This is a genomic window from Bradyrhizobium sp. Unk1 (assembly GCF_059512345.1).
In genome coordinates, this window is sequence record NZ_JCAMOP010000031.1 from 18757 (window position 1) to 43922 (window position 25166).

Here is a 25166-nt window from a genome sequence, read left to right on the forward strand (position 1 = left end):
CATCCACGACAACCAAGATCGAATAAATCAGGGAGCGTCGAATGACCAACGAGACGAAGAAGCAGGATAATGCCGTTGCCGATTCCGCCCGTGGCGACCATGCGGCGATTCATCGCCGCGCCGTGCTGCTTGGCACATCGTCGATCGTCGCAACAGCAGCGCTGACATCGCAGGCGCTGGCACAGGCTCAGAAGGCAGCCCCTTCGGCGGCGCCGGCTGCGGGCCGCAAGCCCAACATTCTCGTCATTTTCGGCGACGACATCGGCATTCCCCAGATCAGCGCCTATACCATGGGAATGATGGGCTATCGCACGCCCAACATCGACCGCATCGCGCGCGAAGGAGCCATCTTCACCGACTCCTACGGTCAGCAAAGCTGCACCGCCGGCCGCGCCTCGTTCATCCTGGGCCAGGAGCCGTTCCGGACCGGCCTCCTCACCATCGGCATGCCCGGCGATCCCCATGGCATTCAGGATTGGATGCCGACGATCGCCGACGTGATGAAGACGCAGGGCTACGCCACTGGCCAGTTTGGCAAGAACCATCTCGGCGACCGCGACGAGCATCTACCAACCAAGCACGGCTTCGACGAATTCTTCGGCAATCTCTATCACCTCAATGCGGAGGAGGAGCCGGAAGGCTACTTCTATCCGAAGGATCCCAACTTCCGGAAGCAGTTCGGGCCGCGGGGCGTGATCAAATCAACCGCGGACGGAAAGATCGAGGACACGGGACCTCTGAACACCGCGCGAATGCCGACGGTTGACGAGGAGTTCCTGGGCGCCGCCAAGGACTTCATTGGCCGGCAGGCAAGGGCGGACAAACCGTTCTTCGTCTGGTTCAATTCGACCCGAATGCACGTCTTCACGCATCTCAAGAAGGAGTCGCTCGGCAAGACCGGCAAGGGCATCCATGCCGACGGCATGGTGGAACATGATGGCATGGTAGGCGAGCTGCTTAAGCAACTCGACGACCTCGGCATCGCCGACAACACCATCGTCCTCTACACCACCGACAACGGCGCCGAGCTTGCTCTGTGGCCCGACGGCGCGCAAACGCCTTTCCATGGAGAAAAGGGCACCACCTGGGAAGGTGGCATGCGCATTCCGATGATGGTGCGGTGGCCGGGCGTCGTGCAACCCGGCACCCAGTACAACGAGATCATCTCGCTGATCGATTGGTTCCCCACGCTCTGTGCAGCAGCCGGAATCCCAGACATCAAGGAGAAGATGAAGGCGGGATTCACCGCCAGCGGGAAAAGCTTCAAGGTTCATCTCGACGGCTATAACTTCCTGCCCTTTTTCAAGGGTGAGACAACGACGCCGCCGCGGGATTCGCTCTACTACTTCGATCAGGGCGGCAATCTCAACGCCATCAGGTGGAACGATTGGAAGCTGAGCTTTGCAATAGCTTCCAAGGGAAACATCGCAACTGCGACCCGCGAAGTGCCCTCATGGGCTCTGATCGCAAACTTGCGCATGGATCCTTACGAGCGAGGCATGGAGGAAGGCGGAGGAGCCATCCAGTTCCTGGCTCAGAATATGTGGCTGATTGTGCCCGTTCAAGGGAAGATCAAGGAGTTTTTCGCCGACTTCAACGACTTCCCCTTCCAGGAGGGCAGCTCGCTGAATGCGAGCGGCATCAATTACGGCTTGCTCCGACAGCAGGCGGCTTTGAAGCGGCTTGGTGAGATCGAACGCCTGAAGCCACAGTAACGGGAGCGTCACGAACGACAGCGCGGCGAAGACAGCAAGCACCGACTTCGTCGCGCATGTCACAACGTGGTGCGGGATCGCGTTCGACCGCGGGAGGACGGGGCATCGCAACGACGAAGAAGATCGCGACGAGAAACTTGATCAACAAAGAAGAATATCAGGAGGTATCGAGATGTTTGGGCATATGCGCACTGTCCGGTTGACGAGCTGCTTGCTGACACTGGCAACCGGCGTTTCTCTACCGGCTGGAGTAGTGTCGGCGGCGCCTCTTCAACCCGCGGCAATCCATCTGGACGCAATTGGATCACCCGATCTCATCGAAGTCCGCGCCGCCGGCCGTCGTGGTGGTGCAGCGGTTGGCCCGCGCGGCGGCGCCGTTGTTCACCGCGGCGGAGCCGCGGTCGGGCCGCGTGGCGGCGCCTATCGCGGCACCACGGCCGTTAGGGGACCACGAGGCAACGTTGCGGTTCGCCACACCACCGCGGTCGCGGGCCGCGGCGGGTGGGCGCGGCCCGGCTGGTATGGCTGGCCGAGAGGCGGCGCGATCGCGGCCGGTGCGGCGATCGGTTTCGTGACTGCAGCTACGGCTGCCGCCTGGGCGGGTGCGGCGCCCGCGCCGGGGATGTGCTGGTACTACACCGATCCGTCCCGCACGCAGGGCTTCTGGGACTACTGCCAGTGAAGGCGCGTCACTGACGCGATAAGGCGGTCGCCATGAGTGGTTACGACATCTTCGCCTGGATCGTGCTGGTGATCCTGCTCGCCAGCGCGATCGGCGTGGTCTGCATTGCCGGCTGGCTGCCCGGGCATATCGCGAAGTCGCGCAATCATCCTCACGCGCAGGCGGTGACTGTGGCCGGCTGGATCACGCTGTTCTTCGGCTTCGCATTGTGGCCGATCGCCGTCATCTGGGCCTATCTCGACGTGCCAGCACGTAAGTCAGGAGATGCGTGATGGCCGTCGCGATCCTCAATACCTACCTGGTGCTTCTGTTCCTGCTGGTGCACTTTGGCGTCGTTCGCTTCAACCTGTTCTGGAAGGCGTCGCCTTTCATCGTCATGGCGATCGTCCTGATCTGCCTCTTCATTCCGATGGGATGGGGCGCGCCGCAAGGAAGCGCGCTGGTCGTCCGCAACGCCGTCTCGATCGTGCCCGATGTCGCCGGCGAAGTGACGGACGTCCCCGTCGTCGCCAACGTCCCACTCAAATCCGGCGATGTCCTCTTCAAGATCGATCCGACGCCCTACGCCGCGCAGGTCAAGGCGATCGATGCCCAATTCAAGCTCGCCAGGACACGCCTCGGCCAGATGACGCAGCTGTTCGAGCGGGACGCCGGCCGCGGCTTCGACGTCGAGCAGCGGCAATCGGAGGCCGACCAGCTTTCCGGCCAGCTCGAGGCCGCACAATGGAATCTCGACAAGACCGTCGTGCGCGCACCTAGCGACGGCTACGTCACCAACCTCGCGCTGCGCAAGGGCGCGCGCGTCGCCAACCTGCCGCTGTCGCCGGTGATGGCGTTCATCGATACGTCCAACACCATCATCGGCGTCGAGATCAACCAGATCGACGCGCGCTACGTTGCGCAGGGGCAGGAGGTCGAGGCCACCTTCAAATTCGCGCCAGGGCGGATTTTTGCCGGCAAGGTCGAGAGCGTGCTCCAGGCGATCGCGCCAGGGCAGACGCAGACATCGGGAACCGCCGTCGCGCCACGCGCGATCGAGGCGGCCCCCTTCGTCGTACGCGTGAGGCTTGAGGATGCCGAGTTCGTCAAGCGGTTGCCGGCCGGCAGCGCCGGGACGGCTGCGATCTACACCGACCACGCCAAGCCAACCCACGTCGTGCGCCGCGTCATCCTGCGGCAGGTCGCGATCCTGAATTACGTCAATCCGTTCTAGGCGAGGGGACACATGAAGAGAGCAGTGCTGACGGTTTCGATACTCTTACTCACGTCCACCGCATATGCGCAGTCGCCGATGCCGGTGACGGTCGACAATTTTGCTCGCGCGGAGTCCGATCTTTATCTCGGCAACGCCGTCAAGGATGCCGGCGGCACCGGTAAGCTGTTTCACCATCGCGAGCCGATGCAGATCGATAAGCAGGGTGTGATCCGGTCAAATCGCGACACGCTGTACTCGTCGGTCGTATTCGATCTTGATGCCGGACCGGCAATGATCACGTTGCCGGATGCCGGCAAGCGGTTCCGCTCGATGCAGGTGATCAACGAGGATCACTATGTCGTCGGCAAGGTCGAGTACGGCGCGGGCCGCTATGCGTTCGACAAAGACAAGGTTGGAACACGCTATGTGTTGGTGGCGCTGCGGACCCTGGTCGATCCGAGCGATCCGAAGGACGTCGAGAAAGTCCACGCGCTCCAGGACGCCGTCACGATCAGCCAGAAGACCTCAGGCAAGTTCGAGATCCCGAGCTGGGACGCAACCAGCCAGAAGAAAGTGCGGGATGCCCTTCTCGTGTTGTCTTCGACCACGACCGGTTTCAAGAATGCTTTTGGTGCCAAGGGACAGGTCGATCCGGTCAGACATCTGATCGGGACCGCCGCAGGGTGGGGCGGTAATCCCGACAAGGACGCCACGTATCTCAGCGTCACCCCCGAGAAGAACGACGGCAACACGGTCTACAGGCTGGCCGTTTCCGGCAATGTGCCGGTCGACGGTTTCTGGTCGATCAGTCTCTACAACGCCGAGGGCTACTTCGAGAAAAACCCCTACAACGCTTACTCGCTCAACAATCTGACGGCGGCGAAATCAGCCGATGGTTCCACGGTGGTCCAGTTCGGCGGCTGCGACGGCAAGATCCCGAACTGCCTGCCGATCATGAAGGGCTGGAATTACACGGTCCGACTCTACCGGCCGCGCCCCGAAATCCTGAACGGCAAGTGGAAATTCCCAGAGCCGAAGCCGGTGAGCTGAACGGCGAACAGATGGAGGTTGTCATGAGGCATTTATTCGCCGGGGTCGTGGCCATGACATTGATGGCTGCAAATGCGCACGCGCAGAGCCTGTCGCCGGATGAACTCGCCGCGCGCGCTATCCAGCGTCGCGCAGTCGAGGCGATGATCTGGGGCATGCCGGCGGTGAATGCCGATCTCATGCTCCAGACCATGCTTGGGACGACCAAGGCAAAGCCGAACGAGATCATTTACTGGTCGAAGCCGGTGAACTGGAAGAACCAGACGCTGACGCCCAATCCGGACTCGATCTATCTGATGTCGTTCTGGAACGTGAAGGACGGCCCGGTCGTAATCGACATTCCGCCCGCGCAAGGCGGCTCGATCGCGGGCAACATCGTCACGGCGTGGCAGATGCCGCTGGAGGACGCAGGCCCCGAAGGCGCCGACAAGGGGCAGGGCGGCAAATATTTGATCCTGCCACCCGGTTACAAGGGCGACGCGCCCGCGGGCTACATCTCGCTTCAGTCGGACACGTTCAGCGGCTTCGCACTGCTGCGCTCCAATCTCGCAAGCCACGGCGATGTCGACGTGGCGAAGTCGGTCTCCTACGGCAAGCAGGTCAAGGTCTACCCACTCGCGCAGGCGAAGGACCCGCCGCAGACCAATTTCACTGACGCCTACGACGTACTGTTCGACTCCACGATTCCCTTCGATGCGAGCTTCTATCGCAGCCTAGACCGCGTGGTGCAGAGCGAGCCGTGGCTCGATCGCGATCGGGCCATGATCGACCAGCTCGCGAGCGTCGGCATCGAGAAGGGCAAGGCTTTCAATCCGGATCAGAAGACCGTCGCACTGCTCGATCAGGCGGCCCGCGAAGCCCACGCGATACTCGAACAGCGCTACGACGCCGGCTTCGCCGTGATCAATCCAGGCATCCGCTGGTTCCCGGCTGCGGTGGCGGAGATGGTCAAGGCGGCGAGCACGGGATACGCCGATCCGAACACTTATCCGGTCGATATGCGCGGCGTCTCCTACACGCTCGGCTTCACCGGCATCAAGCGTCTCGGAACTGCGCAATTCTACCTGATGGCCAACAAGGACAGGGATGGCCAACCGTTCGACGGCGCCACCACTTATCGCCTGACCGTGCCGCCTGACGCGCCCGTCAAGCAATACTGGTCGGCAACGGTCTACGACCGCGAGACGCATGCGCTGGTGCGCAACATGCCGAGCGCCAGCCGCGCCTCAATCAGCCCGGGCATCGAGAAGAACGCCGACGGTTCGGTCGATGTCTATTTCGGCCCGAAGGCTCCGGAAGGCAAGGAGGCCAATTGGGTGCCGACCGATCCTGCGCGGAAGTTCGAACTGCTGTTCCGCCTCTACGGGCCCGAGAAGCCGCTTTTCGATCACAGCTGGAAGCTGCCTGATGTCGAGCGCGTCGCCACGACGATCGGAGGAGCCAAGAAGTAGCGCAATCATTGGACGGGCGTGATGCGTTAGGGTGGATGACGTGACGAGAATGGGAGACACGACTTGACGGGACACATGCGAAAAGCCGGACTTGTGACGACATTGGCAGTGGCGAGCTTCACTGCCCAGCCTGCGCTGGCCGACTCCGCCGGCGTCAGCTTCTGGCTTCCCGGCATCTTCGGCAGCCTTGCCGCCGTACCGGTGACGCCGGGCTGGGCCTATTCGACGATCTACATTCACCTCAACGAAAAGGCCGGAGGAGGGCAGAACTTCGTCACCAGCGGCGGCATACCCGGCTCGGTGACCGCCGGCCTCAACGCACATGCCGACGCGTTCGTCATGGGCATCACCTACACCTCGCCGATGCCGGTGCTGGGCGGCCAAGCCGGCTTCACCGTGCTCACCGCGCCCGGCAACATTGGCGCCGGCATCGATGCGACGCTGACCGGGCCGCGCGGCAACACCATCTCGGGCAGCGCCACCGACAATCGCACCACGCTGACCGACGTCTTCTACCAGGGCACGCTGAAATGGAATCAAGGCGTGCACAACGAGCTGGTCTACATCACCGGCAACATCCCGAGCGGCACCTATGATTCCAGCCGGCTCGCCAATTTGAGCTTTGGCTTCCCCGCGGTCGATGTCGGCGCCGGCTACACCTATCTCGATCCGAAGACCGGCCACGAATTCTCGATCGTCGGCGGGCTCACCTATAACTTCATGAACGCAGCTCTTCAGTACCAGAACGGCATCGACTTCCACGTCGACTGGGCCGCGTCCCAGTTCGTCAGCAAGAACGTCCACATCGGTGTCGCAGGCTATTTCTTCCAGCAGCTCACCGACGACAGCGGTCCCGGCGCCAAGCTCGGTGGCTTCCGCGGCCAGGCGGTCGGCATCGGCCCGCAGATCGGGTTCATGATCCCGATGTCCGACGGCTACCAGGGCTATCTCAATGTCCGAGGCTACAAGGATCTTGAGACCGAGAACCGGCCGAACAGCTGGTCGACCTGGGTTACTTTCTCGGTCTCGCCGGCGGCGCCCGCGCCGGCCGCGACCAAACCCATCGTGCGAAAATTCTGAGGGGAGGCATCAACGCAGCTCCGATGACCGGAGAGAAAACCAGCAAACGCACATTACGGATCGGCTTTCAGACATCGATCATCGCGGTGTTCGTGGGGGTGGTGCTGCTTGTGGGCCTAACGCTGGTCTATCTCAGCTTCGAACGCGTCACCGCCATCACCAGAACGGCCGCCTCCGGCTTCATCGAGAAGGTGGCGCAGCTTGGCGCCGATCACATCGACGAGCAGTTCAAGAATGTCCGCGACAATCTCGACATCCTGTCCGGCCTGCCGCCGATCCAGGAGGCCGACATCGCGGACAATACGCGGCTCTACAACCTGATGGCGGCGATGCTGCGCAACAACCCGCAGCTCTTCAATCTCTATATCGGCTACGAGGACGGCTCGTTCATCGAGATGGACGTGATCGATCGGGCCAAGCCGTCGTTCCGGAAGGGTTTGAACGTCGATGAGGACGTTGCCTTCCGTCTGGTCGTGATCTCGCGCACGGCGGGGGCCGCGCCTGTCACGCAATATCTCTCCGAAAACCTCATTCAGGTTGCCGAGGTCGCCGGACCCGCGAGCTACGACCCGCGGCAGCGGCCCTGGTATGTCGAGGCGTTCAAGAACGACAAGACGCTGTTGACCGGTCCTTACGTCTTCTACGCCACGGGCGAGCCGGGCTACACGCTGCGGACACCGTTGAGGGAAGGGCGCCGCGGCGTCGTTGCGGGTGATTTGCTGCTGAACCGGTTCGAGGACATGCTGGCGGAGCAGAAGCTCGGCCAATCAGGGCTGGCGTTCCTGTTCAACGATGCCGAGCGCATCGTCGGCCATCCCGAGATGAACCGCCTGATGGCGGAGATCCCGGAGCGGCAGGACGACCTGCCACAGATCGGCGCGCTCAGGCTGCCTGCGCTCGTGCCGGTCATCCGCTCCTGGCGGGGCGGCGGGGCGGCCCAGCAGTTCTTTGCCGACGCGTCGGGCCGAACCTATGTCGCGGCGGTTCACAGGCTCGAGACAGCCGGGTCGGCCAATATCCGGATGGCGATGGTCGCGCCGCTCGACGAGTTCTATGCGCAGATCATCAGCGAGCGCCGCACGCTCTTTGCGCTGGCGCTGGCCTTCGTCGGTGCCACGCTTCCGTTCGCGTTCTGGCTGGGATCGCTGATGGCGCGGCCGATGCGCAACCTCGTGGACGAGACCGACGCGATCCAGCGGTTCGAGATCGCGGAGCGGCCGCGCATCCATTCGGCGATTGCCGAGATCGAGGAGCTCGGCCGCTCGGTGTTCACGATGCGCAGCGTGGTCCGCAGCTTTGCGAGCTTCATCCCGCGCCAGATCGTGCGGCAGCTGATCGAGACCGGCTCTTCGCTCAGCCTCGGCGGCTCCAGGCGCGAGGTCACCGTGCTGTTCACCGACGTCGCCGACTTCACCGCCAAGACAGAGCGCGCCGACCCGTCGCAAGTGATGATCCACACCTCGCGCTATTTCGCGGCGCTGTCGGACGAGATCATGCGGCACCAGGGCACGGTCGACAAATATATCGGCGACGCCGTGATGGCTTTCTGGAACGCGCCGGCCGACGATCCCGACCACACCGGCAATGCCTGCCATGCCATCCTGGCGTGCCTTGCGGCCAACGAAGCGCTCAACAAGGAGTTTCGGCGCGAGGGCTGGCCGCCCTACGACACCCGCTTTGGCTTGCATGTCGGCGATGCCGTGGTCGGCAACATCGGCTCGAGCGACCGGATGAACTACATGGCGCTCGGCGCCACCATCAACCTGGCGTCGCGGTTGGAGGGACTGAACAAGAATTACGGCACGCGAGTGCTGGTCAGCGCGGCGGTCCGCGCCAGCGTCGGCGATCGGTTCCTGTTCCGCAGCGTCGACAGTATCACGCCGAAGGGATTTGCCGACGCGATCGAAGTCAGTGAGCTCCGCGGCGAGCTGGCGCTCGCCGATGAAGCCGACATTGCGATGTGCCGGCGCTGGGACGAAGTCTTTGCGGCGATCGTGCAGGACGGCGCGGTCGAGACGACGCTGGTCCGGCTGTCGGTCTTCCTGCACGACTATCCCAAGGATGGCATCGCGCTATTTCATTCCCAGCGATTTCGGTCCGCGGCCCGGAATGCGGGAGCGGCGGCATGAACATCCGCGCTGTCAATCGCCGGCAGTTGCTGCGGCACGGCGCGGCGCTGGCGGCTGCGTCAATGCACGCGGCACCAGCCATCGCGCAGGCGCGCAGCAGAGTTCGGCTCGGTTATCTCCACGTGGTCGCCGTGGACGGACACATCTGGACCGGGCTCGATCGCGGCTCGTTCGACCGCGAGGGGATCGATTTCGAATTGCACGAGTTCAACACCGGACCTGAAGTCTTCGAGGCGATGGCGCGGGGTGAGCTCGACGTCCTCTCGGCCGGCGGCGTCATCTCCAACTATCTGGCGCTCGGCCGCGGCCGGGGCTTTCTCATCAACGACATTGAGGTCGCCACCACACAGCTCTGGGTCCGGCCGACGCTCGGCGTCAAGGGGATGGCGGATCTCAAGGGCAAGCGGATCGCGACGACGATGAAGACCACGGCGCACATTTTTCTCGATCGCGCGCTGCGGGCCAACAACGTCAATCCGTCCGAGGTCGAGATCGTCAATGGCAGCATGGCCGCCGCCGTCAAGGCCTTCATTGCCGGCGAGGTGCCGGCCGTTGCGCTCTGGGTGCCGTTCAACATTGCCGTTCGCGAGGCGTTGCCGGATGCAGTCAAGCTGGTGGATGCCTCCGCCTTCTATCCGCAATCCGCCGTGCTCGGCGGCTGGGCCGCGCGGATCGATTTTTATGCGGGGAACAGGGACGTGCTGGCCCGGATCATCCGCGCCTGGGCGGATGCGAACGACCACATGGTACGCAACCCGGCAGCCGCGGCGGAGGCGCTCCAGAAACACTACGGGCAGTCGCGTTCCGCCGACATCGCGGAAGCCTTCAAGGCCCAGAAGCTGTATTCCTCGCGCGAATGGAAGCGGCTGTATTCCGACGGGACCGTCGTGAAATGGCTCCAGCAGGTCAGTGACTTCTTCATGACGGATGCCGGCGTCGCGGCACCCGTGCGGGCCGCAGACTATTTCGACACGCAGCTCTACCTTGCAACCGTCGTCTGAATTTGCGGGGGGGGGAACACGCGCTCGCACGAACACTCTCTTCCGGTCTTCCATCGGCTTGCAGAGGTTCAGAGTATATTTCAGTGTATTTTCAATGCGCTGCGTTCACATTCTAATGTCGCTGCCGCACCACTTCAGGCGACATTTCAACAATGACCCACCCAAATCCAGCGCAGAATCGCACTCAAGCAGTTGTGTGTGTCGGGCGCGGTCGCGTCATGCGGGCGACGCCAATTCGACCCAATTTAAATCGAGCTTGCGAGTGTCGGATTTCTACGGAGCTGATTCCCATGCAAGACGTCCAGGTCGACCGTTCCGAAATGGCCCCCTCGATTCTGCCGGCGGACGTTCCCGAGCTCAGCGATGATGAATGCCTGGCCTGCCTTGCGCGCGCCGTCGAGGCGCACGATTCGGCGCGGCTCGACGAAGTCGCCGCGTTGATCGGCCGCCTCGCGGTCACGATCGAATAGCTCACCGACCACCTTGACGCCGTGGGTTGCGTAGCGTGGTCCGCCGGGGCCAACGGACGTGTTGCGTTTTCGCGGAGCCTGTTCCAAAGATGCCGCCAAATTTCGTCCGCGGCATCGTCCGCATTGCAGGGTCCGCAAATGTCCGGTTTCTCGACCGCGCGCCTAAAAATGGTCGATGGCCAGGTGCGCACCAATGACGTCACCGATCGCCGTATTCTCGACGCGATGCTCACAGTTCCGCGCGAGGCGTTCGTGCCGGTTGCCAGGCAGGCTTTGGCCTATCTCGACCTCGATCTCGACGTGAGCGAAGGCGGAGCCAAGCGGTTCCTGATCAAGCCGCAGCTCACCGGCAAGCTGCTCCAGGCCGCCGAAATCGGCGAGGGTGACAACGTGCTGGTGGTTGGCTGCGCCACGGGCTACCTCGCCGCACTGACGGCCGGGCTCGCCCGTCAGGTCACCGCGACGGAATGTGATTCGGCCCTGGCCGCGAAGGCCAAGGAGGCTTGCGCCAGCCTCGCCAACGTCACGTGCAAGGCCGCAGCCTGCCCCGAAGGGGATCCTTCTGCCGCTCCCTATGACGTCATTATCCTCAACGGCGCCTTCGAGGTGACGCCTGAGGTGCTGCTCGGGCAGCTGAAGGAGGGCGGGCGCCTCGTGGGGGTGTCGGCCCAATCCACGCCCCCCCGGGCCGTGATCGTGACCCATACCCACGGTGAATTCGGCCATCGGGCGCTGTTCGATGCCGCAGCCCCGGTCCTTCCCGGGTTGGAACGGGCCGCCGCTTTCGTCTTCTGAAGGCCCGATTGGGGGCTTTGGCCCGTTAAAATCCCGTTCTGAATCAGAAGTGTGGCCCGGATGCTGCACGTGAAGAGTTTCCACCGGGAACTAGCTTCAGGTGGTTCCGTTGCGCCAATTGGCGGCCTATGTTGCTGAGGGGCAACGACTCCACTCGGTAGACGGTATCCTAGCTCGCGGGCACGAGCGGGGCGTTAGAATGAACGGAATTTAAGGGATGCATGGGGTGAAGCTCTTCACCGGAGCTGCGGTTTCGGTCCTGCTGCTGGCGCTTGCCGGGCCGACGCCTGCCTTGGCGGACACGATCGAGGCCGCCTTGGTGCGGGCCTATCAGAACAATCCGCAGCTCAACGCGCAGCGCGCCCAGGTGCGCTCGACCGACGAGAACGTGCCTCAGGCGTTGTCGGGCTATCGCCCCAGGGTCGCACTGTCGGCGAACGGCGGCTATCAATATCAGGATACGCTGAGTTCGCCGGGGCCGGGCAACACACCAATCAACGGGCCCTCCGTGCCGCGCAGCGTGGGCGTGACCGTCACGCAGACGGTCTATAACGGCAACATCACCGGCAACAGGACGCGCGCCGCCGAGAGCCAGGTTTCCGGCTCCCGCGAAGCGCTGCGCAGCCTGGATCAGAGCGTGCTGCTTCAGGGCGCCACGATCTACATGGACTATCTGCGCGATGCGGCTACGCTCGAAGTCCAGCGCAGCAACGTGCGCGTGCTCGAGCAGACCCTGAAGCAGACGCGTGATCGCTTCAACGTCGGCGAAGTGACGCGCACCGACGTTGCGCAGTCGGAAGCGCAACTGGCGGCCGGCAAGACGCAGGCCCTCACGGCCGAAGCGAATCTCACCACGACGCGCGCGAACTTCCGCCGCATCATCGGCAACGAGCCGACGAACCTCGCGCCCGGCTCGCCGGTCGATCGTTTCCTGCCCGCAAGCCTCGCTGGGGCAGTCGAGCTCGGCCTGATCGAGCATCCCAACGTCACGGCCGCCATGTTCGGCATCGACGTCAATTATCTGCAGGTCAAGGTCGCCGAAGGCGCGCTGCTGCCGACGATCGCGTTGCAGGTTGCGGCCACGCAGGGGAACGAACAATCCTTGATTCAATACAGGTCGTTCAATGCGTCCGCCATCGCGCAGGCCAATTGGCAGCTCTACGACGGCGGCAATTCATATTCGCTGATCCGTCAGTCCAAGGAAAATCTGGCGCAGCAGCGTCTCAACCTCGAGACGACCCGCGACCAGACTCGTGCGAACGTGGTGCAGTTCTGGGGGACGTTGCAGGCCGGCAAGGCGCAGGTGCAGTCTGCGCAGGCGCAGGTGACGGCGTCCGAGATCGCACTCAACGGTGTGCGCGAGGAAGCCAAGGCGGGTCAGCGCACCACGCTCGACGTGCTCAACGCGCAGCAGGCGCTGGTCAATGCGCGCGTCGCGCTGGTGACCGCACAGCACGACCGCGTCGTGGCATCGTACAACGTCCTTGCCGCGATCGGCCGTCTGTCGCCGCAGGTTCTCGGCCTCGCGACCACGGTTTACGATCCGAGCGTTCACTACCATCAGGTCCGCGACAGCTGGGCCGGCGTGCGCACGCCTGACGGACGCTAAAGTCCCGTAGTCATCCGGTCGGCCTCGCAAACAGACGGGGCCGACTGGTGCTTTGCTTGCAATCGTCAAAATCCCTGACATAGCCTTGCCAAGAAGATGCGGGTCGATTCGCCCCGCGCCTGATGTTGTGTGCGTACAGCTTGAGTGCCGAGGGCAGGGGCGCACCGCCGCACGTTGAGCCGTGAACTGGGGACAAGTCGGGCTGCCGCGACGAAAATGTCGGGGCGTCCGTTACGGAACCGGCCAATCCTGTCGTGCTTGGTGTAAAACAACGCATGCGAGGGCGTTGATGATGTGGAGTCGGAGATGACGCAGCCTGCAAAGGTCACAGAACCCTCGATGGAGGAGATTCTGGCCTCGATCCGGCGCATCATTGCCGACGATGAGGCCAAGCCGCCGCCGGCAGAAGCTGCCAAGCCCGCTCCCGCGGCGCCCGCACCAAAGCCTCAGGCGATGAACGACATTCCGCCGTCCAAGGTCGCACCCACAAAACCTGTTGCCGAGAAGCCCGCGCCGCCGCCGGCTGCGAAGCCGGCTCCTGCGCCGCCGCCACCCGCACCTGCGGCGGATGCATCCAACAACCAGGACGATATTGATGCTCTGCTGGCGGGGCTGGATGCGGCTACGCCTGCGCCCGAGGTCCGTGCGCCTGAGCCAGAGCCCGAACCTGAACCCGACGTACTCGAATTGACCGACGAGATGGCGATGGATCCGGAGCCGACGCCGCCTCCGCCGCCGCCGAGCTTCCGCAAGGTCGAGCCGCGCGACGATCTGGAATTCGCCGAATCGCCGCTGCGCCCGATGCCGTCATCGTCCTATGCGTCGGTGGACTACGATGCGCCGCCGCTGCCGCCCCAACAGCCGATCCTGGCGCAATCGACGGTCTCAGCTGTCGAATCCGCCTTCAACTCCCTGGCCCACACGGTACTCAGCAGCAATGCGCGGACGCTGGAAGATCTGGTCAAGGAGATGCTGCGTCCGATGCTGAAATCCTGGCTCGACGACAACCTGCCGGGCCTCGTTGAACGCATCGTGAAGGCCGAAATCGAGCGGGTCTCACGCGGCGGCAGGTGAGGGCGGCTCCCGAGCCCTCATAAAGCCCCTCTTATGCGCCTGTTTGGTCTGCCGACCGGCCGGAAAGCCGTTTTGCCGCGGGGCTTTCCGTTGATCCTCTCCCGGACCTTTTCGTTGACTTGCCCCCCGCGCGCGGCTTTCTAGCAGCCCATGATCGAGAAAAATTACCAGCCCGCCGATATCGAAGCCCGCATGTCCGTCGTGTGGGAGGACAGCCTTGCCTTCAGGGCAGGCCGCCCCGACCGCCGCGACGCAGTGCCCTTTACCATCGTGATCCCGCCGCCGAACGTGACGGGCTCGCTGCATATGGGCCACGCCCTCAACAACACCCTCCAGGACATCCTGTGCCGGTTCGAGCGCATGCGCGGCCGCGACGTGCTGTGGCAGCCCGGCACCGACCATGCCGGTATCGCCACCCAGATGGTGGTCGAGCGGCAGCTGATGGAGCGCCAGCAGCCGGGCCGCCGCGAGATGGGCCGCGAGAAGTTTCTGGAGCGGGTCTGGCAGTGGAAAGCCGAGAGTGGCGACACCATCATCAACCAGCTCAAGCGCCTCGGCGCCTCCTGCGACTGGTCGCGCGAACGCTTCACTATGGACGAGGGTCTGTCGAAGGCCGTCATCAAGGTGTTCGTCGAGCTGCATCGCGACGGCCTGATCTACAAGGACAAGCGGCTGGTGAACTGGGACACCAAGCTGCTGACCGCGATCTCCGACCTCGAAGTGCAGCAGACCGAGGTCAAGGGCAGCCTGTGGTATCTGCGCTATCCGATCGAGGGCAAGACGTTCAGCCCCGAGGATCCCTCGAGCTTCATCGTCGTCGCCACCACGCGGCCCGAGACCATGCTCGGCGATACCGGGGTGGCCGTGCATCCCGACGACGAGCGTTATCAGAAGCTGGTCGGCAGGAACGTGATCCTGCCGCTGGTCGGTCGCAAGATTAAGATCGTCGCCGACGAATATTCCGATCCGGAGAAGGGCTCGGGCGCGGTGAAGGTGACGCCGGCGCACGACTTCAACGATTTCGAGGTCGGCAATCGCCACGGCCTGGGCCGGATCAGCGTCATCGACAAGGAAGGTTGCCTCGACCTCGTCGACAACGAGGATTACCTGCGTAACCTGCCCGAAGGCGCCGCGCAATTCGCCGAGGAGTTCCACAGGGTCGACCGCTTCGCGGCGCGCAAGCGCATCGTCGAGCGGCTGGAATCCTTCGGCTTCGTCGAGCGGATCGAGCCGCACACCCACATGGTGCCGCACGGCGACCGCTCGAACAGCGTGATCGAGCCCTATCTGACGGACCAGTGGTACGTCGACGCCAAGACGCTGGCAAAGCCCGCGATCGCGGCGGTGCGTTCGGGCGAAACGACGTTCGTGCCGAAGAACTGGGAAAAGACCTATTTCGAGTGGATGGAGAACATCCAACCCTGGTGCATCTCGCGCCAGCTGTGGTGGGGTCATCAGATCCCGGCCTGGTACGGCCCCGATGGCAAGGTGTTCGTCGCCGAGACCGAGGAGGAGGCCGTCAGCCACGCGCTCGGCTATTACGTCGAGCAGGAGGTTATCACGGCCGAGCAGGGCCGCGAGATGGCGCTCGACCGCAACAAGCGCGAAGGCTTCATCACGCGTGACGAGGACGTGCTCGACACCTGGTTCTCCTCGGCGCTCTGGCCGTTGTCGACGCTCGGCTGGCCCGAGGATGCGCCGGAAGTGCAGCGCTATTACCCGACCAACGCGCTGGTGACCGGCTTCGACATCATCTTCTTCTGGGTCGCCCGGATGATGATGATGGGCCTGCACTTCATGAAGGAAGTGCCGTTCTCGACGATCTACATCCACGCCCTCGTCCGCGACGAGAAGGGCGCCAAGATGTCGAAGTCGAAGGGCAACGTCATCGACCCCCTCAACCTGATCGACGAATACGGCGCCGACGCGTTGCGCTTCACGCTGGCCGCCATGGCGGCGCAGGGACGCGACATCAAGCTCGCCACCAGCCGCGTCGAGGGCTACCGGAATTTCGCGACGAAGCTCTGGAATGCGTCGCGCTTCGCGGAGATGAACCACTGCGCCGTGCCCGAAGGTTTCGAGCCGGCGAAGGCCAAGGAGACGCTGAACCGCTGGATCGCGCACGAGAGCGCGCACACCGCGCGCGAGGTGACCGAGTCAATCGAAGCCTATCGTTTCAACGACGCGGCCGGTGCGATCTACCGCTTCGTCTGGAACGTCTATTGCGACTGGTACGTCGAGCTTGCAAAGCCCGTGCTGCTCGGTCCTGACAGCCCGGCCAAGGACGAAACCCGCGCCATGGTCGCCTGGGCGCGCGACGAGATCCTGAAGCTGCTGCACCCCTTCATGCCCTTCATCACCGAAGAGCTGTGGGAGGTGACGGCCGAGCGCGACGGCCTGCTGGCGCTGGCGCAATGGCCGCTGAAGCCGTCCGAGCCGACGCCGGAGCAACTCGCGATGCTCGCCGCGGCTGCCGGGCCGACCGATCCGCTGATCTCGCCGGTCCTGATCATGCCGATCTTCGACCATGCCGACTTCACCGATCCCAAGGCGGAAGCCGAGATCGGCTGGGTGATCGATCTGGTCACGCAGATCCGCTCGGTGCGCGCCGAGATGAACATCCCGCCGGCAACGCTCACGGCGCTGGTGCTCGCGGGCGCCTCGACCGAGACGAAGGAACGCGCGCCGCGCTGGACCGAAATCATCAAGCGCATGGCACGGCTGTCCGACATCTCCTTCGCCGACCGCGCACCTGATGGTGCGGTCCAGCTCCTCGTGCGCGGCGAGGTGGCCGCGCTGCCGCTGAAGGGCGTGATCGACGTCGCCGCCGAGCGCACGCGCCTCGACAAGGAGATCGGCAAGGCCGACGCCGACATCAAGCGCGCCGAGTCCAAGCTGGCGAACGAGAAGTTCGTCGCCAACGCGGCCGAAGAGGTCGTCGAAGAGGAGCGCGAAAAGCGCGAGGCCGCGCTGGCCCGCAGGGCCAAGCTGCTGGAGGCGCTGGAGCGGCTGAAGCAGGCGACGTAGGTCTACTTCGGAAACGGCTTGCTGAGGAATTTCGAGCCCTTGACGCCATAGCGCCAGGGCAGCTCGACGGCCTTGGTGATGCCGATCCGGATGCCGGCCACCACCTCGACCTCCTCTGTTCGCGCATGCAGCGCGATCGGCGGCCGGTCCAACGGCAGGGCGTTGTGCGCGATGGTGATGCCGAGCGCCTCGGTCAGCTTGCCGGGGCCCGAGCACAGCGTGTGCACCTCTTGGAGATGGCGGCGGCGGCGCATCGCCGCCAAGCCATGCGTCGGCTCCAGCGCGCGGATCAGCACGGCGCTGGCGGAGCCTTCCTCCTCGCAGACGAAGTTCACGCACCAGTGGATGCCGTAGGAACGGTAGACATAGGCAAAGCCGGGCGGGCCAAACATGATTTGGTTCCGCGGCGTCGGGCCATTGTAGGAGTGCGCCGCCGGCTCGGTATGATGATAGGCCTCGACCTCGACAATGAGGCCGCCGACGCCGTCGACGAGCATGGTGGCCCCGATCAAATCGGGCGCGACCTCGTGGACGCTGCGGCCGAAAAAGGCACGCTTCAGGGCTTTGCCAAGCCGCGGTGGTGAGGCTTTCGAGGTTGGAGCCATTCGAGGTGAGAATCGCCTGAGAACAGAGCAGGATATTGCCCATATCTGCCATGTTCCCTGAAGCGGCGCGAGCCGGGTTGCGGCAGGCAGCCAGACCGACTAGGTAGGACCTGAACAGACCGGACAGCCCATGGTCGTTATTGTCGACACCATCTCGAACCCGTTGCGCCCGCGTCACCCTGAAAAGGTGAATCGCCCCGATTCCGCTTCGCCGCCGAAGCCGGACTGGATCCGCGTGCGCGCCCCCAATACCCGCGGCTATGCCGACACCCGCAACATCGTGCGCGCCAACGGCCTGCACACGGTGTGCGAGGAGGCGGGCTGCCCGAACATCGGCGAGTGCTGGGACAAGAAGCACGCGACCTTCATGATCATGGGGGACACCTGCACCCGGGCCTGCGCGTTCTGCAACGTCAAGACCGGCATGCCCAATGCGCTGGATGCAGCCGAGCCGCAGAACGTCGCCGAGGCCGTGGCCAAGCTGGGGCTGGCCCACGTCGTCATCACTTCCGTCGACCGCGACGATCTGACCGATGGCGGCGCGGAGCATTTTGCAGAGACCATCCGTGCGATCCGGGCCGCGTGCCCCTCGACCACGATCGAGATCCTGACGCCCGACTTCCTGCGCAAGGAGGGGGCGCTCGAAATCGTCGTCGCGGCGAGGCCCGACGTGTTCAACCACAATCTCGAGACCGTGCCGTCGCGCTACCTCACGGTGCGGCCCGGCGCGCGCTACTTCCACTCGATCCGGCTGCTGCAGCGGGTCAAGGAGCTCGATCCCACCATCTTCACCAAGTCCGGCATCATGGTCGGTCTCGGCGAGGAGCGCCACGAGGTGCAGCAGGTGATGGACGATCTGCGCTCCGCCGACGTCGACTTCCTGACCATCGGGCAATATCTCCAGCCGACCCGGAAGCACCACGCCGTGATGCGCTATGTGCCGCCCGACGAGTTTTCGTCCTACGAGAAGGTCGCCTACACCAAGGGTTTCCTGATGGTGTCGGCGAGCCCGCTCACCCGTTCGTCGCATCATGCCGGCGAGGACTTTGCGAGACTGAAGGCCGCACGGGCCGCGACTGCCCGCTGAACCGCCATGCCCAAATTTTCAAGCAAGCGCCGTGTCCATCACAGCGCGTCCGAGATGTTTGATCTGGTCGCCGACGTCGAGCGCTACCCGGAATTCGTGCCGCTGTGCAGCGCGCTCAAGGTCCGCCAGCGGATGGCCAAACCCGACGGCACCGAGGTGCTGGTCGCCGACATGACGGTGTCATTCAAGCTGGTCAAGGAGTCCTTCACCAGCCGCGTGACGCTCGACCGCGCCAATCTGCAGATCCTGGTCGAATATCTGCAAGGTCCGTTCAGTAACCTCGAAAACCGCTGGACGTTCGAACCGAAAGGTGAGGGCGTCTGCGACGTCGGATTCTTCCTCACCTACGAGTTCAAGAGCCGCATGCTGGCGATGCTGATGGGCTCGATGTTCGACGCCGCGTTCGCGCGCTTCTCCATCGCATTCGAGAAGCGGGCTGATGCGATCTACGGTCGGCCGAAGCTGGCGTCGTCGTAAGGGAGCGCAGCGGGGAACGCTCTCTCCGCCGTCATTGCGAGGAGCCCTTGCGACGAAGCAATCCAGGATCTTTCCGCGGAGGGATTCTGGATTGCTTCGCTGCGCTCGCAATGACAGTGAGGCTCAATCCACCGCCTTCACCACATCCGGCGGCTGCGAGGCGTAGTACGCCGCGGCCGCCTCGATCTCCTGCGGCGTCATCGCGCGCGCGATGTTGCGCATCTGCTGGCTGATGTCGTTGCGCCGCTCGCCGGACGCGAAGGCATGGAGCTGCACCTTCATGTAAGCTTCGGACTGGCCTTCGAGCCACGGACTGCCGGTCTTGTTGTCGAGGCTGCCATGGCACGAGCCGCAGGGCGCGATCCCGCGCATCGGCGCGCCGTAGATGACGATGCTCGGTTTCGGCAGCTGCGGCGTCGGGTGATAGGCTGCCGGCCGCGGCAGATAGGCGTAGTAGTTCGAGAGATCGGCGATCTCCTGGTCCGTCAGATTGACGGCGAACGGCGACATCACGGCATTGGTGCGCGCTCCGGAACGGAAATCGTGCAGCTCCTTGTAGATGACGGCCGCGTACTGGCCGGCGAGATTGGGCGAATCCGCGCGGCTGATGCCGGTCGGGCCGTGGCAGATCGCGCAGCGCTGCGCCAGCGTGGCGCCGCGGCCGATCGCTTCCTGGCTCGGACGCGATAGCGTATGCGAAGTCAGCACGACCTCCGACAGGCGTTTTGTCTGTTCCGGAGCAGTAACGTTCGCCGCACGCTGCGGGACGCCGGCGGCGCTGCAGATCGCATCCCAGACATTGGCGAACTGAACCCAGTGCTGCGCGAAAGGCAGCACGATGAAGCCGGTGATCGCCGTCACGATCAGGATCGCGGCAGTGATGCCGACGCCAATCCTGAAATGGCTGTTGCGGAAGGTGAAGAGGTCGCGCGCGCTCATCACTGCGCTCCCACATAGACGGCCGGCACCGACGTGCCCTCGGTCAGCGCCAGCGTCACGATCGGGTAGCCGTAATTGGTGAGGGTGAGGACGATCATCAGCGCCACCCACAGCGCATGCGTGTTGAGCGCGACCGGCACGGTCGCGGGCTGATGCACGGCCAGCGCAAAGCGGTAGGGGCCGGCGTCAACCTGAGGCGCCCGCATGCCACGTGCCAGGATGACGATGAACATGATGCCCGAGGCCAGCAGAATGAAGCCGCCGATCGCCGAGAAGGTGACGGAGAGCGCCTGAGGCGCGATCGCGGGATCGCCGAAGTCGAAATAGGCCATGCGGCGCGGCATGCCCAAAATGCCGACCCAATGCCACGGGAAGGTCGTGATGATCATGCCGACGAACCACAGCCAGAGCTGGGTACGGATCAGGCGGAGGTCGATCAGTTCGCGCCCGGTCAGATGCGGCCACAGATCATAGGCGATCGCAAAATACATGATCACGATGGCGCCGCCGAAGATCAGGTGGAAATGGCCGGTGATCCACTGCGTGTTGTGGATCGACGCATCGAGCTGGTAGCTCATGTTGATGAGGCCGCCGGCGCCGCCGAAGCCGAGCATGACGAACGAGAACGCCAGCGCCAGCATCATCGGATTGTCCCAGGGCAGCGCCCTGATCCAGCCGAACATGCCGCGGCCGCCGCGCAGGCGCGCGGCGATCTCGACGGACGCGCAGATCGTGAACACGGTCAGCAGCGTCGGCAGCGCGACCAGCGCGGTGAAGGCCGAATGGATGAACTTGAAGCCGGCGCCGACCTGCGGATCGGCGAAGGTGTGGTGCATGCCGATCGGCATCGCCACCACCAGGAACAGGATGAAGGAGATCCGCGCCATGCTGTCGGAATAGACCCGGCCACCGATCGCGCGCGGCACGATGGTGTAGTAGGCGATGTAGGTCGGCATCAGCCAGAAATAGACGATGGCGTGCAGCGTCCAGGAGAAGAACACGCGGGCAAGACCCGCGTCGATGGTCGCCTTCAGGCCGGCCGCGACGGGAATGATCTGGAGCAGCAGTTCGAGGGCGGCGCCAACCGCGGTCCAGGCCCACAGATAGGAGCCCGCGACATTGGCGAACATCGCCAGCGGCACCGGTGCGCCGGGATGGGCCCTCCGCCAGACGCGCAGATTGATCGCCATCAGCGCGACCCAGATCCAGGAGCCGACCACGACCAGCACGACGCCGAGGTAGTAGAACACGTTGCCGATCAGCGGCGGATAGAACGTATAGAGCACCGAGGCGCGGCCAAGCACGACCGGGACCATCGCCATGATCGCGCCCGCCACGATCAGCCAGAAGCCGGTCCAGGCCCAGCGCACGCCGACGAGGCGCTGCTCCAGCGCGGACTCGCTGATGGCATAGCCAAAGCCCATCGCGACCAGCGTGGGAAAGACGTAGCCCATCACGGTGCCGTGCGCGGTCAGCGAGCGGTAATAGAGCTCGGGATTGGACAGCCAGGTGCCGATCGGGCTGCGGATGAACATCTGCCAGGCGCCGAGCGTGAGCGCAATGCCGAACACGCCGAAGGCCAGCCAGAAATGGGCGAGGATGAGCTTCCTATTGGCCAACACAGTTCAGCCTCCCGCCACCCTTCGCGCGATCGGCGAATTCGGTCTTGTCGATCACCTTGACCTTGCCCCACATGCCCTCGTGGCCGAAGGAGCAAAACTCCTGGCAGGGCATCAGATAGTCGCCGGTCCTCGTAAAGCGCATGAGCTGTTCGGAGACGTAGCCGGGCACCAGCATGGTGTTGACGTTGGTGCCCTGGATCAGGATGCCGTGGACGACGTCTGCGCTGGTGGCGCGCATCGTGATCGGCGTATCCACGGGCACCACGATGCAGGCCGGCGTGAAGGAATATTGCTGGCCGATCGCGTGCACGGTCACATTGCCATTCGCCTCCAGCACGCTGCCGAGATTGCTCTCGACGAACTCGCCGGAGAGATGAATCCGCGATGGATCGGTGGTTTCGACGCGCGGCTGCGGCATGGTCGCGCGATGGATGCCGGCGAACGCCGCCAGCAGCGCCATCATCACGATGATGATCACGGCGACGGTGGCCCAGCGTCGCTCGACACGGGCGGCGACCTCGGCGCTGCCATGGGTGTCCTCTGCGCTCATTGCAGTGACCCGCGCGGCAGGAAGACGAACAGATAGAACGCGAGCCACATCGCGACCACGCAGGCCGTGGCGATGCCGGCAAGCATGATCGCGCCCGACGGTCCCGCGGCGACGACTTCCTCGACGGCCTGGTCGGCGGCGGCTGGGCTGGTCGGCGGATCGGAGTTGATCATGATGGTTCTCTGGCGTCTCTCAGTTCAGTGGTGCCGAGCGCAGCTCGTTGGCCTCGCGCGCCGACACCGGCGTGCCGCGATTGCCCCAGGCGGTGCGGATGTAGGAGACGACGGCCGCGATCTCGTTGTCGGAGAGCAGGCCTGCGAAAGGCGGCATGCCGTAGGGCATCGGATTGCCCTTGGTGCCCGGCGGATAGCCTCCATTGAGCACCATGCGGATCGGATTGACCGCCGACTGCATCTCGATCGACTGGTTGTTAGCGAGCGGCGGCCAGTGCGGCGGCTTGCCTTCGCCCTGCGTGCCATGACAGCTGGCGCAATTCTTGTCGTAGACGGTCTTGCCGAGGCTGATCAGCAGGCTGCTCTCGGTGGTCGGCAGCGCCGAGCTTGCAGGCGGCGGAGGCGAGGGCTCCGAGATACCCTTGAGGTACACCGCCATCGCCTTGGTGTCCTCGTCGCTCAGATATTGCAGGCTGTTGTGCACGACCTCGGCCATCGGGCCGTAGACGACGCCGCGCGCCGAAACGCCGGTCTGGAGCAGATCGGTAATGTCCTTGATGCTCCAGTCGCCGAGGCCCGCCTCACGGTTGGAGGTGAGGGACGGCGCGTACCAGTTCTGCATCGGGATCAGGCCGCCCTTGAAGGCGTCCGATTGCGAGGTGCCGCCGAGCGCGTTGATCGGCGAATGGCACATGCCGCAATGACCGAGCCCCTCGACCAGATAGGCGCCGCGATTCCATTCCGCCGACTTGGTGGGGTCGGGCTTGAATTCACCCTCGCGGAAGAACAGCGTGCGCCAGCCGAGGATGAGCTGGCGGTTGTCATAGGGAAAGCGCAGCTCGTGCGGCTTGTTCTTCTGGTTCACCGGCTGAATCGAGCGCAGATAGGCGAAGATCGCGTCGCTGTCGGCACGCGTGACCTTGGTATAGGACGCGAACGGCATCGCTGGATAGATCAGCCCGCCATCCGGGAAACGGCCGTTGTGCATGGTTCTGTAGAAATCGTCCGCGCTCCACTTGCCGATGCCGGTCTCCGGATCGGGCGTGATGTTGGAGGTGTAGATCGTTCCGAACGGGGTCGGCATCGGGCGCCCGCCGGCAAACAGCCGGCCCTCAGCTGCAGTATGGCAGGCCGTGCAATCGCCGGCGCGGGCGAGATATTCGCCGCGCGCGATGACATCGCCGGTCTTGTCCTGCGCCTGCGCGGCCGTGGTGAGCGCGGCGGCGAGGGCCAGGAGCTTGATCGAAAGCAGCGTGATCGACAGTCTTGAGCCCATCATCCGCCTCGTCAGTTGGGCTGGCTGCCGCAGCCGAACGGCAGCGCATAGGTGCCCTTCGGTACGGGGGCCGGGTTGGTGGGCGCGGCGCGCGTCGCGAGCCAGGCCGCAACGGCGGTAACATCTGCTTCCGTCAGATGGCCGGCGACGAGCTGCATGCAGTCCGGCGATTTTGCCGTCCGCGTGCCGTAGCGCCAGGCGCCTAGCTGCGCGCTGACGTAAGCGGCGCGCAAGCCCAGCAGACCGGGGATGCCGGGCTGCATGCCGGTGAGGCCCGGGCCGTGACAGCTCACGCACGCCGGTATGTTACGACCGGCATCGCCGCTGGTCGCGAGCAGCTCGCCCTGCGCCAGGACCTCCTTGCTGACTTCGCTCGGCGCGGGCTGCGGCAGCGGCGGATGCTCGCTGGCGAAATATTCTGCCATCGCTTCCAGATATGGATCAGGCAGAAACTCCAGCAGATAGTTCATCGGCGGGTATTTGCGCCGGCCGCTGCGGAAGGCGAGGAGCTGGTTGTAGAGATAGCCGGCCGGCTTGCCGGCAAGCCGCGGGAAATAGACGTCGCTGGTGCCTTCGCCCTTGTTGCCGTGACAGGGCGTGCACGCCTCCACCCGCGCCGCCATCGTATCCGGCGGCTGGTTGGCCGTTTGTGCGGCAGTACCATCAATGGTGGCCAAGGTAGCAATGGCTACTGCCAGTGCAGCGTCGCGAGCGAACACGCCGTCGCCCTCCAGAAAGCAGGACCGGGTTGATTCCTGGCCACAGCGTAGAGCCGCATTATTGCGCCAATACAGTCGCGCGCAAGATCGGACATGAGCGATGACGTTTGGTCGCGGTTGCACGTTTGCGATCCTGATCGGATTCGACAAGAATTGCGTGCTTTTTGAAAACTGGACATAACGCTGCGATCTCGCGGCGTAGTCCGCCCGAGCTTTGCTTCACAAGCGGAAAGCGCGGCAATGTGGAATCCGTTCGCGCGCGCGGATGTTCTGCCGCTTGGGCCGGGCAGACGACCTTCCATCAGAGTGCATCTTCACATCGCGCGACAAGTGCAGTTTGTGCCAAAACGCAGCGCGCTGACGCAACACCCCTTGCCGCAAACGGCGCACCACGAGCTCTGCCCTTCGCCAAGGGTTCGACTAAAATCCGATTCGGGCGC

At 64.1% G+C, this 25166-nt stretch carries 23 protein-coding genes; 16 read left to right on the plus strand and 7 right to left on the minus strand.

The window, feature by feature from the left end; all coding sequences use genetic code 11:
- Positions 1-41 precede the first annotated feature (41 nt).
- The 14 genes from AC5ZFO_RS32555 to AC5ZFO_RS32620 all read left to right on the plus strand — a co-directional run bounded on the left by AC5ZFO_RS32555 (position 42) and on the right by AC5ZFO_RS32620 (position 17278).
- Positions 42-1715: an arylsulfatase gene (locus AC5ZFO_RS32555; RefSeq protein ID WP_282519257.1), complete on the plus strand. Its 1674-nt coding sequence runs from the start codon at positions 42-44 to the stop codon at positions 1713-1715.
- A gap of 172 nt (positions 1716-1887) precedes the next feature.
- Positions 1888-2397 (plus strand): hypothetical protein, encoded by a 510-nt coding sequence (locus AC5ZFO_RS32560; protein ID WP_282519256.1) that lies wholly within the window; start codon positions 1888-1890, stop codon positions 2395-2397.
- Between the two features lie 32 nt (positions 2398-2429).
- Positions 2430-2669, plus strand: coding sequence for a DUF3302 domain-containing protein (locus AC5ZFO_RS32565; RefSeq protein ID WP_282519255.1), 240 nt, complete (start codon positions 2430-2432; stop codon positions 2667-2669).
- Positions 2669-3610: an HlyD family secretion protein gene (locus tag AC5ZFO_RS32570; RefSeq protein ID WP_282519254.1), complete on the plus strand. Its 942-nt coding sequence runs from the start codon at positions 2669-2671 to the stop codon at positions 3608-3610. Before AC5ZFO_RS32565 ends, AC5ZFO_RS32570 begins: the two co-directional genes overlap by 1 nt.
- Positions 3611-3622: 12 nt before the next feature.
- Complete coding sequence (locus AC5ZFO_RS32575) at positions 3623-4642, plus strand: DUF1254 domain-containing protein (protein ID WP_282519253.1); 1020 nt, start codon at positions 3623-3625, stop codon at positions 4640-4642.
- A 23-nt stretch (positions 4643-4665) separates the two neighbouring features.
- A complete protein-coding gene (locus AC5ZFO_RS32580) occupies positions 4666-6093 on the plus strand; it encodes a DUF1254 domain-containing protein (RefSeq protein ID WP_282519252.1) in 1428 nt (475 codons plus the stop codon).
- A gap of 63 nt (positions 6094-6156) precedes the next feature.
- A complete protein-coding gene (locus AC5ZFO_RS32585; RefSeq protein ID WP_282519251.1) occupies positions 6157-7173 on the plus strand; it encodes a SphA family protein in 1017 nt (338 codons plus the stop codon).
- Positions 7174-7196: 23 nt separating this feature from the next.
- Positions 7197-9302 carry an adenylate/guanylate cyclase domain-containing protein gene (locus AC5ZFO_RS32590; RefSeq protein ID WP_496123013.1) on the plus strand — a complete coding sequence of 702 codons (2106 nt, stop codon included), beginning with the start codon at positions 7197-7199 and terminating at the stop codon, positions 9300-9302.
- On the plus strand, positions 9299-10303 hold the full coding sequence (locus AC5ZFO_RS32595; RefSeq protein ID WP_496123014.1) for an ABC transporter substrate-binding protein: 1005 nt from the start codon (positions 9299-9301) through the stop codon (positions 10301-10303). Before AC5ZFO_RS32590 ends, AC5ZFO_RS32595 begins: the two co-directional genes overlap by 4 nt.
- 290 nt (positions 10304-10593) lie before the next feature.
- A complete protein-coding gene (locus AC5ZFO_RS32600) occupies positions 10594-10773 on the plus strand; it encodes a hypothetical protein (protein ID WP_282519248.1) in 180 nt (59 codons plus the stop codon).
- Between the two features lie 138 nt (positions 10774-10911).
- Positions 10912-11568, plus strand: a complete 657-nt coding sequence (locus AC5ZFO_RS32605) for a protein-L-isoaspartate O-methyltransferase family protein (protein WP_282519247.1) — start codon at positions 10912-10914, stop codon at positions 11566-11568.
- A 217-nt stretch (positions 11569-11785) separates the two neighbouring features.
- Positions 11786-13177, plus strand: coding sequence for a TolC family outer membrane protein (locus tag AC5ZFO_RS32610; RefSeq protein ID WP_496123015.1), 1392 nt, complete (start codon positions 11786-11788; stop codon positions 13175-13177).
- A gap of 306 nt (positions 13178-13483) precedes the next feature.
- Positions 13484-14251, plus strand: a complete 768-nt coding sequence (locus tag AC5ZFO_RS32615; RefSeq protein ID WP_282519245.1) for a PopZ family protein — start codon at positions 13484-13486, stop codon at positions 14249-14251.
- Positions 14252-14401: 150 nt separating this feature from the next.
- Positions 14402-17278, plus strand: a complete 2877-nt coding sequence (locus tag AC5ZFO_RS32620) for a valine--tRNA ligase (protein ID WP_496123016.1) — start codon at positions 14402-14404, stop codon at positions 17276-17278.
- A gap of 2 nt (positions 17279-17280) precedes the next feature.
- Here the strand turns inward: AC5ZFO_RS32620 and AC5ZFO_RS32625 are convergent, their stop codons facing one another.
- A complete protein-coding gene (locus AC5ZFO_RS32625; RefSeq protein WP_282519243.1) occupies positions 17281-17883 on the minus strand; it encodes a DNA-3-methyladenine glycosylase in 603 nt (200 codons plus the stop codon).
- 130 nt (positions 17884-18013) lie between these two features.
- On the opposite strand from AC5ZFO_RS32625, the gene lipA reads away from it, so the two are divergent.
- Both lipA and AC5ZFO_RS32635 read left to right on the plus strand, forming a co-directional pair.
- A complete protein-coding gene (gene lipA, locus AC5ZFO_RS32630) occupies positions 18014-18970 on the plus strand; it encodes a lipoyl synthase (protein WP_282519242.1) in 957 nt (318 codons plus the stop codon).
- 6 nt (positions 18971-18976) lie between these two features.
- Entirely contained in the window at positions 18977-19447 is a 471-nt protein-coding gene (locus AC5ZFO_RS32635; RefSeq protein ID WP_282519241.1) for a type II toxin-antitoxin system RatA family toxin, read from the plus strand.
- A gap of 123 nt (positions 19448-19570) precedes the next feature.
- Here AC5ZFO_RS32635 and AC5ZFO_RS32640 read toward each other — a convergent pair whose 3' ends face one another.
- From AC5ZFO_RS32640 to AC5ZFO_RS32665, 6 genes are read right to left on the minus strand one after another with little or no spacing between them, the layout of a single operon-like run.
- Positions 19571-20386: a c-type cytochrome gene (locus tag AC5ZFO_RS32640; protein ID WP_282519240.1), complete on the minus strand. Its 816-nt coding sequence runs from the start codon at positions 20384-20386 to the stop codon at positions 19571-19573.
- On the minus strand, positions 20386-22008 hold the full coding sequence (locus tag AC5ZFO_RS32645) for a b(o/a)3-type cytochrome-c oxidase subunit 1 (protein WP_282519239.1): 1623 nt from the start codon (positions 22006-22008) through the stop codon (positions 20386-20388). Before AC5ZFO_RS32645 ends, AC5ZFO_RS32640 begins: the two co-directional genes overlap by 1 nt.
- Complete coding sequence (locus tag AC5ZFO_RS32650; RefSeq protein WP_496123017.1) at positions 21995-22558, minus strand: cytochrome C oxidase subunit II; 564 nt, start codon at positions 22556-22558, stop codon at positions 21995-21997. The genes AC5ZFO_RS32645 and AC5ZFO_RS32650 overlap by 14 nt, the downstream gene beginning before the upstream one ends.
- Positions 22555-22731, minus strand: a complete 177-nt coding sequence (locus AC5ZFO_RS32655) for a hypothetical protein (RefSeq protein ID WP_282519237.1) — start codon at positions 22729-22731, stop codon at positions 22555-22557. The genes AC5ZFO_RS32650 and AC5ZFO_RS32655 overlap by 4 nt, the downstream gene beginning before the upstream one ends.
- Positions 22732-22750: 19 nt before the next feature.
- Complete coding sequence (locus tag AC5ZFO_RS32660; protein ID WP_282519236.1) at positions 22751-24007, minus strand: cytochrome c; 1257 nt, start codon at positions 24005-24007, stop codon at positions 22751-22753.
- Between the two features lie 11 nt (positions 24008-24018).
- Positions 24019-24726 carry a c-type cytochrome gene (locus tag AC5ZFO_RS32665; protein ID WP_282519235.1) on the minus strand — a complete coding sequence of 236 codons (708 nt, stop codon included), beginning with the start codon at positions 24724-24726 and terminating at the stop codon, positions 24019-24021.
- Positions 24727-25166 lie beyond the last annotated feature (440 nt).